The organism is Bradyrhizobium sp. USDA 4541 (genome assembly GCF_024171085.1).
Lineage (GTDB): Bacteria > Pseudomonadota > Alphaproteobacteria > Rhizobiales > Xanthobacteraceae > Bradyrhizobium > Bradyrhizobium australafricanum.
The window spans coordinates 6404659-6416812 of record NZ_JALJZF010000001.1 but is presented as its reverse complement, the minus strand read 5'-3'; the positions used below and the strand labels follow the sequence as shown (position 1 = coordinate 6416812).

General features: G+C 66.0%; 12 protein-coding genes. 7 read left to right on the top strand and 5 right to left on the bottom strand.

Annotated features, from left to right (window positions below):
- Positions 1-67: 67 nt before the first annotated feature.
- The 5 genes from J2R80_RS30570 (at position 68) to J2R80_RS30550 (ending at position 3749) form a co-directional block, all read left to right on the top strand.
- On the top strand, positions 68-1102 hold the full coding sequence (locus J2R80_RS30570) for a glutamine synthetase beta-grasp domain-containing protein (RefSeq protein ID WP_024581543.1): 1035 nt from the start codon (positions 68-70) through the stop codon (positions 1100-1102).
- A gap of 183 nt (positions 1103-1285) precedes the next feature.
- Positions 1286-1990 (top strand): hypothetical protein, encoded by a 705-nt coding sequence (locus J2R80_RS30565; protein ID WP_057020062.1) that lies wholly within the window; start codon positions 1286-1288, stop codon positions 1988-1990.
- A gap of 5 nt (positions 1991-1995) precedes the next feature.
- Positions 1996-2682 (top strand): substrate-binding domain-containing protein, encoded by a 687-nt coding sequence (locus J2R80_RS30560; protein ID WP_076832064.1) that lies wholly within the window; start codon positions 1996-1998, stop codon positions 2680-2682.
- Between the two features lie 32 nt (positions 2683-2714).
- Positions 2715-3536, top strand: a complete 822-nt coding sequence (locus J2R80_RS30555) for a tetratricopeptide repeat protein (protein WP_076832067.1) — start codon at positions 2715-2717, stop codon at positions 3534-3536.
- A 63-nt stretch (positions 3537-3599) separates the two neighbouring features.
- A complete protein-coding gene (locus J2R80_RS30550; protein WP_092086355.1) occupies positions 3600-3749 on the top strand; it encodes a hypothetical protein in 150 nt (49 codons plus the stop codon).
- 16 nt (positions 3750-3765) lie between these two features.
- Here the strand turns inward: J2R80_RS30550 and J2R80_RS30545 are convergent, their stop codons facing one another.
- From J2R80_RS30545 to J2R80_RS30530, 4 genes are all read right to left on the bottom strand, one after another.
- Positions 3766-4383 carry a hypothetical protein gene (locus J2R80_RS30545; protein WP_057019930.1) on the bottom strand — a complete coding sequence of 206 codons (618 nt, stop codon included), beginning with the start codon at positions 4381-4383 and terminating at the stop codon, positions 3766-3768.
- Positions 4384-4394: 11 nt separating this feature from the next.
- Complete coding sequence (locus J2R80_RS30540) at positions 4395-4919, bottom strand: (2Fe-2S)-binding protein (protein ID WP_028332318.1); 525 nt, start codon at positions 4917-4919, stop codon at positions 4395-4397.
- Entirely contained in the window at positions 4916-7690 is a 2775-nt protein-coding gene (locus J2R80_RS30535) for a xanthine dehydrogenase family protein molybdopterin-binding subunit (RefSeq protein ID WP_076832216.1), read from the bottom strand. Before J2R80_RS30535 ends, J2R80_RS30540 begins: the two co-directional genes overlap by 4 nt.
- Before the next feature lie 145 nt (positions 7691-7835).
- On the bottom strand, positions 7836-8927 hold the full coding sequence (locus J2R80_RS30530) for a hypothetical protein (RefSeq protein WP_076832070.1): 1092 nt from the start codon (positions 8925-8927) through the stop codon (positions 7836-7838).
- A 285-nt stretch (positions 8928-9212) separates the two neighbouring features.
- Between J2R80_RS30530 and J2R80_RS30525 the strand changes: the two genes are divergently transcribed.
- Entirely contained in the window at positions 9213-9917 is a 705-nt protein-coding gene (locus J2R80_RS30525) for a GrlR family regulatory protein (RefSeq protein WP_057019933.1), read from the top strand.
- 10 nt (positions 9918-9927) lie between these two features.
- Here J2R80_RS30525 and J2R80_RS30520 read toward each other — a convergent pair whose 3' ends face one another.
- On the bottom strand, positions 9928-10371 hold the full coding sequence (locus J2R80_RS30520) for a DMT family transporter (protein ID WP_016843015.1): 444 nt from the start codon (positions 10369-10371) through the stop codon (positions 9928-9930).
- A gap of 159 nt (positions 10372-10530) precedes the next feature.
- On the opposite strand from J2R80_RS30520, the gene J2R80_RS30515 reads away from it, so the two are divergent.
- Positions 10531-12153 carry an ABC-F family ATP-binding cassette domain-containing protein gene (locus tag J2R80_RS30515; RefSeq protein ID WP_028344860.1) on the top strand — a complete coding sequence of 541 codons (1623 nt, stop codon included), beginning with the start codon at positions 10531-10533 and terminating at the stop codon, positions 12151-12153.
- The last annotated feature ends 1 nt before the right edge of the window (position 12154 follow it).

The window sequence follows — 12154 nt, the reverse complement described above, 5'->3', positions numbered from 1 at the left end:
GGTACGCGTGCGGCGGCCGACTGGCTTTCGGTTCCTCACGGTTTTGCATCATCAACAGAGAGGTTCAATGACCAAGTACAAGCTCGAGTATATCTGGCTCGACGGATATACGCCGACGCCGAGCCTGCGCGGTAAGACGCAGATCAAGGAATTCGCGTCGTTCCCGACCCTCGAACAGCTTCCGCTGTGGGGCTTTGACGGTTCGTCCACCCAGCAGGCTGAAGGCCACAGCTCTGACTGCGTGCTGAAGCCGGTCGCCTGCTATCCCGACGCCGCGCGCGAGAACGGCGTGCTGGTGATGTGCGAAGTCATGATGCCCGACGGCAAGACGCCGCATGTCTCGAACAAGCGCGCCACCGTTCTGGATGACGAAGGCGCCTGGTTCGGCTTCGAGCAGGAATACTTCTTCTACAAGGACGGCCGTCCGCTCGGCTTTCCGGAAGAGGGTTATCCGGCGCCGCAGGGCCCGTACTACACCGGCGTCGGCTACAAGAACGTCGGCAGCGTCGCCCGCAAGATCGTCGAAGAGCATCTCAATCTCTGCCTCGCCGCCGGCATCAACCACGAAGGCATCAACGCCGAAGTGGCGAAGGGCCAGTGGGAATTCCAGATCTTCGGCAAGGGCTCCAAGACCGCCGCTGACCAGATGTGGATGGCCCGCTACCTGATGCTGCGCCTCACCGAGAGCTACGGCATCGATATCGAATTCCATTGCAAGCCGCTCGGCGACACCGACTGGAACGGCTCGGGCATGCACGCCAACTTCTCGACCAAGTACATGCGCGAAGTCGGCGGCAAGGAGTACTTCGAGAGCCTGATGAAGGCCTTCGACAAGAACCTGATGGATCACATCGCCGTCTACGGCCCGGACAACGACAAGCGCCTGACCGGCAAGCACGAGACCGCGCCCTGGAACAAGTTCAGCTACGGCGTGGCTGACCGTGGTGCCTCGATCCGCGTTCCGCACTCCTTCGTCAACAACGGCTACAAGGGCTATCTGGAAGACCGTCGCCCGAACTCGCAAGGCGACCCCTACCAGATCGCTTCGCAGATCCTGAAGACGATCTCCGAGGTGCCGACCGGCGCCAAGGCTGCGGCCTAAGCTGCTATCGGACCCGGATGGAGCCATCCGGTACCGCAAATCGGGTCCGCCAGGGCGACAGCCTTGGCGGACCTTCGCTATTTAGCGATACCCTTTGCAGGCGGCGTTCCGCCGAAACCGGTTTCGCTGCGTTATGAACCGCGCTAGATAACGGGTGCATCTTGGCTGCCGGGGATGCGGCGCTTGTTTGAGGGGTTTTACAAGGTCCGGTTCGAACTCGGCGGCGCCGTCGGCCGCGGCGTGATGTATGTCGGCGATGGCAAGATGCTGGGCGGCAATTCGGCGTTCGCCCATATCGGCACCTACGAGAAAGCCGGCGACGAGGTCGCAGTCGAGATCCAGACCGTCCGCCATAACCCCGATCCGAACTACCGCGCGATGGCCGGTACCGATGACGCCACGCTGATTGCCAAAGGCCGGCCGGACGGCGACCTCTACCGCTTCAAGGGCGAGCTGAAGGAGTTGCCCGGCGTGCCGTTCCAGTCGGTGATGACGCCGATCACTGAGGGGGACATCCCGCTCGCCGGCGGAGTCGGCGAGGGCGGCGTCATCAACGGGCTCTATTCGATCCACATCCGCGTGCTCGACGGGGTCGACGGCGGCCTCACCGGCGTGATGCTGCTGAACAACGGCCGCATCCTTGGCGGCGACGCTTTCTTCTACTATCTCGGCACCTACACCTCCGAGAAAGGCCGCTGGAAGGGCCAGATCCTCAATCAGGAGCACACTTCGGCGATGGGCGAGAACCCGATCTTTGGCGGCCACGAGGTCGGCATCGGCTTTGCCGGCACCTGCGACGCCGAGGGCGCCGTGCTGGAGGCGACCGCGCTTGCCGGCAAGCGCAGCCTGCGCCTCACGGCCGCGCTCAAGCTGATGCGGCGGGCATAGGCCATATGGGCAATTCGGTTCGCGTTCTTTCGACACTGGCGCTGAAGGGCGCGGTCGCGCGGCTCGCCGCTGCCTATCAGGCGGCGAGCGGCGTTGCGATCGACGCCGATTTCGCCCCGACGCTGGCACTACTCGAACGCCTGCGCGGCGGCGAGGGCTCCGATCTCGTGATCCTGACCCGCCAGGGCCTCGACGAGATGATCGGCGAGGGCCGCGTTGCGCGGGAAAGTGCCGTTGATCTCGCGCGCTCCTATGTCGGCGTCGCGGTGAAGGCGGGGGCGGCTCATCCCGACATCGCGACTGAAGCCGCGCTGCGTGCGGCGCTGCTCGGTGCGCGGGCGGTGGCCTATTCGCGGCTCGGCGCCAGCGGCATCCTGTTCGCGCAGCTGATCGAGCGTCTCGGCATTGTGGAGGCGATCAACGCGCGGGCGGTGATCATTCCGAGCGGCTTCACCGCGGAGAAGCTCGTCAGCGGCGAGGCCGACCTCGCGATCCAGCAGATCAGTGAGTTGAAGCAGATCGAGGGCATCGAGGTCGTCGGGCCGATTCCGCTGGATTTGCAGACCCCGGCGGTGTTCTCCGCCGGCCGCATGGCAGCGTCGCAGCGCGCGGCGGCCGCCGATCACCTGCTGCGCTATCTGTCGTCGGCTGACGTCGCGCCAGTGCTGCGCGAGACCGGGCTCGAGCCTTGAATTCGCCCGCACCGCGACGCAACCTGCTGGTCATGTTCAAACCACTTCACGCGATTGTCTTCGCTGTGGCGCTGGCCGCGCCCGTGCTTGCCCATGCGCAATCGGCCGACCTCGTGCTGTGCGACCGGCTTGCCGCCGATCCCACCGATCCCGACAAGCCGGCCGACGTGAAGGGCGTGCCCGACATCGCGTCGGCCGACATCGCGACCGCGATCAAGTACTGCGCGGTGGCCGCAAGATCGTCGCGCCGCGCGATGTACCAGCTCGGCCGGGCCTATGCCGCCAACCGGCAGACGGCGGAAGCCGCAAGCGCTTGGCGCAAGGCCGCCGACAAGGGCTCGACCTCGGCGATGGTCGAGCTCGGCGTGCTCTACGGCAACGGCACCGGCGTTGCCAAAGACGAGGCGCAGGCCCGCAAATTGTTCGAGCGCGCGGCGCAGGCCGGCAACGCGCGCGGCGTCAGCAATCTCGCCGCGCTCGGCGGCGGCGGCGCGGCAGCTGATCCGGCACGCGCGCGCGAATTGCTCGCCAAATCCGCCGAGACCAATGCCGAAGCGCAGTACCAGCTCGGCATGATGCTGGCCGAAGGCCAGGGCGGCGCGCAGGACGATGTCGGCGCGCGGGCGCTGTTCGAGAAGGCCGCTGCGCAGAACCATCCGGGCGCGCTGGAGCGGATGGGCGCCTTCGCGCAGGCCGGTCGCGGCGGGCCGAAGGACAGCGATGCCGCGAAAGCTTATTACGAGCGGGCGGCGGCGCTCGGCGACGAGGATGCCAAGAAGGCGCTGGAGCGGGCCCGCTGTCCCTATGTCATCAAGGACAAGCGCGGCAATGCCGTGACCAATCTCTGCTTCTAACCGAACTGGAACGCTCTCCGCGGCATGTCGTTGACATGCGAAAGGCATTGGCGAGGCGTTGCGATGATCCGCAAACTAAGTTCCGGCGAGTACCGGCTCTATTCCCGCAAGGTCAATCCGAAGACCGGCAAGCGCCGCAATCTCGGCACCTTCAAGTCGCGCGCGGCGGCGGAGAAGCACGAGCGCGACGTGCAGTATTTCAAGCGCCACTAGTTCGGAGTTGCGCGACTTAAGGCACTGGGCAGGCCGCGCCGGTCTTCACCCAGGCCTCGACCAGCGCGCCGGCCTGCGCCTGCGTGCCCGGTGCCGGTGCGCGGCCGAAGCCGGGATGCCAGGCCCAGCCCACCAGCGTGTCCTTGCCGATATGCTCGACCAGCTCCTCGACCTTGCGGCCGCCATTGCGCTCGGGGTCGCGGATTTGCGCGCAAATCTCGCCGACGGTCTTGCCGGCCCATGCCATCTCGCGCGGCGCAAGGTGCCATTCCGGGTGTCCCGGCACCCGACCGGGGTCGAAATTGGCGTGCTGGTGACAGATCGAGCAGCGCATGGCGTCCTTGCCGTGGCCGTCGGCACCGCGTGTCACCGGTGGCTGATGCATGCGGCTGATGTCGCCCTGCCGCGGGCTGTCGCCGGCAGGATGGCAGTTCGTGCAGCGCGGATGCGTCAACACCTTGCCGAGCTCGGTGAAGATCGCCGCCGAGCGCTGCTCGACATTCTCGATGCCGGCAAAGCTTTCCGGCGAGGCGAGGGCGTGGCTCGCGCTTTCCGACGCCGCGTAGCCCGCGCACAGGCTGGTCGCGAGCGCCGTCAGCACCGCAACGATCCGAAACCGCGTTTCCGATGGCATTGCTCGCGCACTCACTTGCTGGCGGTCAGATAGCGTTTGGAATCGGCGAGGATCACGTCGCGCACCGCCTGATGATACTTGATGTAGCCGGTGCAGCGGCACAGATGGCCGTCGAGCGCATCCGCAATCACGCTCTCGAGCTGGTCCCGCGCCACCGGCGTCTTCGCCAGCCGTTCGAGCAGCACCTGGCCTTCGTTGAGGAAACCGGCGGTGCAATAGCCGCACTGGAACGCGAAGTGGTCGATGAAGGCGCGCTGCAACGCCGAGAGTTCGCCGTCCCTGGCGTGGCCCTCGACGGTGCGGATCGCCTTGCCGTCGAAATTGGCCGCCGGCACCACGCAGGTCGGGGTGGTGTAGCTCGTGCCGTCGGGATTATCGATGATAACGGCACAGCTCAGGCATTGCGCGGCGCCGCAGCCGAACTTGGTGCCGGTCATCCCGAGCATTTCCCGAAGGAAATCGTTCATCGAGAGGTCGTCTCGGACCTCGATCGGACCGTGCTTCTGGCCGTTGATGGTGAGGTTGAGCGTCGTCACGCCAGCGCTCCCTTGAGCAGGCTCGTTGTCACCGGCAGTGAGCGGAAGCGGTGGCCGGTCGCGTCGTTGATGGCGTTGAGCAGCGCCGGCACGATCGGGATCATCACCACCTCGGCCATGCCCTTCGGCGGCTCGTCCGGCGTCAGCGGCGGCAGCATCTCGATCTCGAGATCGTGCAGCGGCAGGTCGGAGCCGCGCGCGATCAGGTACTGGCCGAGATTCCACTGCCCGTTGCCGGGCCCGCCCTCGAACGGCGGCAGGGTTTCCAGCAAGGCGTAGCCGACGCCCATCGCGAACCCGCCATGCGACTGGCCGAGCACCACTTCAGGCACCAGCGCCTGGCCGCATTCGAACACGCTGTAGGCCTTGGCGATGCGCAAGCTGCCGGTCGCGCGCTCGATCTCGACGCGGACCAGCGTGCCGCACATCGAGGTGTAGGCGGTGCCGATCCGGTTGTTGTCGGTCGGTGGAAATTTCACGCTTGTTCGGTCGATCCGCTCGAACTGGCTCCGGCCGCGACGAATAGCGAGCGCGTCGATCTCGGCGCGGTACTGCTCGCCGAACAGCGGGAAGCGGGCGCGCGACCAGGCCCAGCGCGAGAAGCTGTGCGCGATGGCGCCGGTGACGAAGCCGCGCGCATGCGCGGTCGCGGCAAGCTTTGGCAAGGGTAGCGGCGCGAGATCGTCGAGCACCAGCTGGCCATCCTTCCAGTGCGCCTTGTCCCATTGGCGGGTGCGGGGATCGGCCTTGGCGATGTGCCAGAGCTCGAGCGCCGCCGGCCACAGGCCGAAGCGGAAGATGACGCGGGCCGCCTCGGCCGACGAGTGCGTGCCGACATGGGCGCCGATCGACGCGCTGGTTGCCGAACTGATCGCCGGCACCCAGCGCGGGTTCTTCTCGGCGAGATCCTGGGTCTTCTGATCCATCGTGTAGGGATCGCCCGAGGTGACGAGCCCGAGCGCGTCGTAGCTGTCGACCCGGGAGACCGCGACCTCGTCGGCGACGGCGCCGAGATGGCTTGCGACCCGGTTGGCGAGCGCGGTGCCGACGCCGTTGCCCATCTCGACGTGGTCGCAGTGGATCGCGATCCGTCCCTCGGGGTCGATCTCGACCCGGCCGAGCGAGCAATCCGCGCCCGAGCCGTAATCCTTGGTGACGCAGGCGACGCCGGTGCCGACCAGGCGTCCCTCCGGCGCCTTCTGCTTGAAGCCAGCGCGCTGTTGCCAGATCGGATGCTTCTCGAGCTTGTCGAGGATGTCTGGCGTGCGCACCGACACGATGTAGGGATTGCCGGTCATGGTCCGGCCGTTCTGCTTCAGCGCATTGTTGCGCCGGAATGCGATCGGATCGACCTTGAGCTCGCTCGCCGCCTCGTCGATCAGGACTTCGAGCGCGGTCATGGTCTGCAGCGTGCCGTAGCCGCGCATCGAGCCTGCGGTGACGCCGCGCGAGTGCAGCGCCACGGTGGTGACGTCGACTTTCGGGATGTCGTAGATGCCGATCGCGGCGGTCGCGGCAACGACCGCGACATTGGCCGAGAAGTTGGCGAGCCCGCCGCCGTCGAGCACATGATCGGCGGCAAATGCCGTGATCCTGCCGCTGGCGCGATCGATGCCGATCCGCGAGCGCATCTTGATCGGGTGGCGTTTGATGCCGCCCTGGAATTGCTGGTAGCGGTCCTGCGCCAGCCGCACCGGCCGGCCCGGGAAGAACATCGCCGCCAGCGCCACGTAAAGCACGAACGGGGTATGGTCGCGGCCGCCGAAGCCGCCGCCGACATGGGCGAACTGCGCGTTGATGTGCGAGGGCCGCAACGGCGGACGAGCCTTGCCGAGCATGAAGGCGATCGACTCGGTCGCCTCATAGGGCGACTGCACGCCGAGCACCAGTTCGAGATTGCCGCTGTTGTCGCTGTACCAGGCGAGCCCGCTCTCCGGTTCCAGGAACATCGGATCGACCGACTGGGTCTCGAACTCGCGGTCGAGCACGAGCTGTGTCGGATCGTCCTTGGCGAGTTGGGCGCGGATCGCTTCGCCATGGGTTGCGGCCTTGGCGTAGTCGGCCTTGGTCTCCTTGGCGAGCGGCAGCCAGACCGGCAGCGCCGCGTTCTGGATGCGGCTCGGCGAAACCCAACCGGCTTGGATCGGCGAATAGACGTCGGGCGCGTCAGGCGAGGCGCCCGCCACGCGCGTGAAGCGATACGCGCCGTAGTTCGGCAGGATGACCGGCCCGGTCTCGTCGCCGAATTTGACGAAGCCGCCGTCGCGCAGCGCGAGGCGGGCGCGGTCGAAGGCGTCGAACTGCTCGAAGATCAACAGCGCGACCGGTTGTCCGAGATAGAGCGGCGTCTTGCCGACCGGGCAGAACAGGTCGCCGGTGTAGAACTCCGGGACCCGCGTGCCGATCCGGTCGAGATCGGCAGCGGTTACGATAACCGACGGCTTTGCCGGACCATCGAGACGGGCGAGGTCCATGCCGGCATAGACATGCGTCGCGTCATCGGCGCGGACCAGGATGGCGTGCGCGGTGGTCGCGGGCCAGCCCGGCATGTCGGCGGCGCGGAAGTCGGACGCGTAGAGTTTTGCGCCGGTGACCTTGGCGACGCCGTCGACACGGCCGGCGCCCTTTTCCGCCGGGTTGAAATGGCCGCGGCCGGGCAGCGTCTCGCGGGTCGCGAAAGCCGGTTCCTTCGCCAGCGCCAGATGCGACAGGCTGACCGAGATGCCGCCTGCCGACAACCACTTCACGAAATCGCGTCGCGAAGGCCGCATGGTCTGATCTTTCATCGACACCTCGACGACGGCATATCGCGCCGGGGTTTAACAATTGGTGCAATACACGCGAAAGTATTGCGGCAAAGCGAGCGCAACCGCAACGCCGCAATAGGTCGTAGCTGCCTCCCTCGTAGCTTTGGGCTCACTTCAGGTCGGCGATGGTGGCCGGTCCCGGACCCGGCGTGATCAGCGTCGGCCACTGCTTGGAACCGAACGGCACCAGCGGCGGCAGGAAGGCGGTCATGCCGCGCTTCTTGGTCTCGGCAATGATCGCCTCGCGCGCGTCGCCCCCCATCAGCTCATAGTCCATCAGGTGATAGCTGCCGAAGAACAGCGCGCCGACCGAGCGGTCCGCGATGATCCGGATCAGCGACTCTAGCATGTCCGACGGCGTGGTGGTGAAGGAGATCGTCTCGATCAGCATCAGGCGGCTGTTGATGGCGTCAGGCCCGAAGAACTGCGCCAGCACGCTGAAGATCACGTTGTTCTGCCGCGCCACATAGATCGTGTTGCTCGCGCCGTAGGTCTTCTCCCAGTCGGTGCCGAGTTGCGACTTCCAGTCGGCCATGACCGTCATCCAGTGCGCAACCTGGGTCTGCGCAGCCCAGGCGACGTTCTTGGCGAGCAGCGGCGCCTGCTTCTTGCCGAACGCCTCGAGCGTCGCGAAGGGGATCGCGCCGGCGGTGAGGCATTCATCCATGAAGGCGATGTTGTTCTTGAGGATGGCACGGTTGTTGTCGCGCCAGTCCGCCTGCATCGGCGTGGCATCGAGCCCGTCGAGCGCCGACTGCATCCGGCTGCGATAGGCCTGCATCGACCCGCGCCATGCCTTGTCGTCGGGATTGTTGACATAGGGGCCGACCACCTCGGCCAGCGCCATCGTGCTGTGGCCGACCGATTTGAGCAGCTGATAGACGATCGGCACCTGCGGCGCCTCGGTCGGCGGCTTGCCCGGCCGGTACAGGATCAGGCGGCCGCCGGCGCCGGAGAACAGGCCGAGGATCACCGGGTGTTTGTCGAGGATGTTCTTCTGGAAGATCCGCGCCGCATCGCCGTAGAGCTCGAACATGCCGGTGTTGAGCGCGAGCACGTCCTTGGTCGCGACGTCGGCCGGCGTTGATGAGGTCTTACCGGAGATCGGCCCCATATAGTCGGGAAGTGACTGGGCCAGGGCTGTGCCGTCGCCGCCGAGCAGCAGCGCCAGCGCGGCGGCCAGGCCAAAGCGATTGATCATGTGATGCTCCTCGAAGCCTCGCCTGTGTCGAGGCCGGGTGCGGCCGCGCGACCATTGGCGGGATGCGCAAATGCTTGGACACAATGAACTGGGAGATCAGAGAACCGGCAGACCGGATCCCGCGTGACGCAGCACGACGCGGGCGGTGCCTACAGCTAAGCGACGAATCGGCTGCTGTCCACACCCGGACATTGCGGGCGTGCCTGCGCCAAAAGACGCAATGGTGCGGCGCTCGGCCTGGTGCTATGGGGCGAATAGAATCAATTTTATTTTTTGGATTTTTGCGTGCTCAACGGACTTTACAAGGTCGAGTACGGCATCAACGGCGCATTCGGCCGCAGCATCATGTGCATGCATGACGGCAGGATGCTGGGCGGCAATTCGGCCTTTGCCCATCTCGGCACCTATCAGGTGACGGAAGGCGAGATCGCCGCCGAGGTGATCACCGAGCGCCACAATGACGATCCGAACTTCAAGCCGCTGATGGGCGCCGACGTCACCGTCATCAAGGTGCGCGGCAGGAGCGAGGGGTCCACCATCCTGCTCGAGGGCAAGGCCGACGCCATGCCGGACGGCGTGTTCTGGGCGAATTTGGCGCCGCTCGACGACGAGGCCTTGCCGCCGCGCGGGGCGGTCGGTCCCGGCGGCATCGTCAACGGACTGTACTCGATCCATCTGCGCGCGCTCGACGGTGTCGATGCCGGGCTCACCGGGGTCATGCTGCTGATGGACGGCCGCATCCTCGGCGGCGATGCGTTCTTCTACTATCTCGGTTCGTATTCGTCGGCCGATGGCCGCTGGCGAGGCGAGATCGTCAACCAGGAGCATACGCCGGCGAAGGGCGAGTATCCGGTGTTCGGCGGTTATGAAGTCGGCATCGGTTTTGCCGGTTCGTGCCGTGCGGACGGTGCCGAGCTCGAAGGCATCGCGCTGGCCGGCAAGCGCAGCCTTCGCCTGTCCGCCGAATTGCGCCTGATGCGCCGCGCCTGACGAGAGCCCGTCAATCCTTGATCAGAAGCACGCCGCCGATGATCAGCGCGATGCCGGCCAGCCGTGAAACCGACACCGGGTGCTGCGCCAGCCCGAACAGGCCAAAATGGTCCATCGCGATGCCCGCGAGCATTTGACCCGCAACCACCAGTGCCAGCAGGGTCGCGGCGCCGAGCGGCGGCAGCAGCAGGATCATCAGCAGGATAAAGATGCCGCCGAGGACGCCGCCGCTCCAGGCCCACCACGGCACCGCCGTCACCAGCTTCCAGGACGGCACCGGCTCGCGCGTCGCGACCAGCACGACCGCCATCGTCACGAGCCCGCCGAGATAGCTGACGAGCCCGGCCCAGGCCGGCGAGTTGAGGGCGGACCTGAGATTGCCGTTCAGGACCTGCTGAACGGCGACGCAGATGCCGGCGCCGAGCGCGAGCAGATAGAGAAACCAGACTTGCATAAGATGCCCCAAAACCGATCGTCGAACCGCTTCATGTCATATTCGATTGGCAACGATCGTGGCATGCACGAAACGCGGCACGAACCTGCGGAATGGGCTTCCACCCACGGCCCAGATCGAATAAGAGGCCGCAAACCCTCAGTTCCCCAGTATTAGAGCATGATCCGCCTCGATAACGTCTCCAAGCAAGTCGGCCACCAGATCCTCTTCATCGAAGCCTCCGCGGCGCTCCAGAAGGGCGAGAAGATCGGCCTCGTCGGGCCGAACGGCGCCGGCAAGACCACGCTGTTCCGGATGATCTCGGGCCGGGAAATCCCGGACGAGGGCCAGGTCTCGCTCGATCGCGGCATTTCGATCGGCTATTTCAGCCAGGATGTCGGCGAGATGTCCGGCCGCAGCGCGGTCGCCGAGGTGATGGATGGGGCAGGGCCCGTCAGCGTGGTCGCGGCCGAGCTCAGGGAACTCGAGGCCGCAATGGCCGACCCCGACAAGGCCGACGAGATGGATGACATCATCGCGCGCTATGGCGAGGTGCAGCATCAGTTCGAGGAGCTCGACGGCTACGCGCTCGACGGCCGCGCGCGCGAGGCGCTGGCGGGTCTCGGCTTCAGCCAGGAGATGATGGACGGCGACGTCGGCAAACTATCCGGCGGCTGGAAGATGCGCGTCGCGCTTGCGCGTATTCTTCTGATGCGTCCGGACGTCATGCTGCTCGACGAGCCGAGCAACCATCTCGATCTCGAAAGCCTGATCTGGCTCGAGCAGTTCCTGAAGGGTTATGAGGGCGCGCTGCTGATGACCTCGCATGACCGCGAGTTCATCAACCGGATCATCAACAAGGTGGTCGAGATCGACGCCGGCCAGCTCACCACCTATTCCGGCAATTACGAGTTCTACGAACAGCAGCGCGCGCTCTCCGACAAGCAGCAGCAGGCGCAGTTCGAGCGGCAGCAGGCGATGCTCGCCAAGGAGATCAAGTTCATCGAGCGCTTCAAGGCGCGCGCCTCGCACGCAGCCCAGGTGCAGAGCCGGGTCAAGAAGCTCGACAAGATCGAGCGGGTCGAGCCGCCGCGGCGACGGCAGACCGTGGCGTTCGAGTTCCAGCCGGCGCCGCGCTCGGGCGAGGATGTCGTCAGCCTGAAGAACGTCCACAAGGCCTATGGCAGCAAGCGCATCTATGACGGCCTCGACTTCATGATCCGTCGCAAGGAGCGCTGGTGCGTGATGGGCATCAACGGTGCCGGCAAGTCGACGCTCCTGAAGCTGGTCGCCGGTTCAACCGAGCCCGACGACGGCGCGGTCGCGGTCGGCGGCAGCGTCAAGATGGGCTATTTCGCCCAGCATGCGATGGACCTGCTCGATGGCGAGCGCACCGTGTTCCAGTCGCTGGAGGACGCGTTTCCGCAGGCCGGCCAGGGCAGCCTTCGCGCGCTGGCCGGCTGCTTCGGCTTCTCCGGCGACGACGTCGAGAAGAAGTGCCGGGTACTCTCGGGTGGCGAGAAGGCGCGGCTGGTGATGGCCAAGATGCTGTTCGATCCGCCGAACTTCCTGGTGCTCGACGAGCCGACCAACCATCTCGATCTCGCCACGAAGGAAATGCTGATATCAGCGCTCTCCGAGTTCGAAGGCACGATGCTGTTCGTCTCGCACGACCGGCACTTCCTCGCCGCGCTTTCCAACCGCGTGCTGGAGCTGACCCCTGACGGCATCCACCAATATGGCGGCGGCTACACTGAGTATGTCGCGCGTACCGGCCAGGAAGCGCCGGGACTGCGGAGCTAGC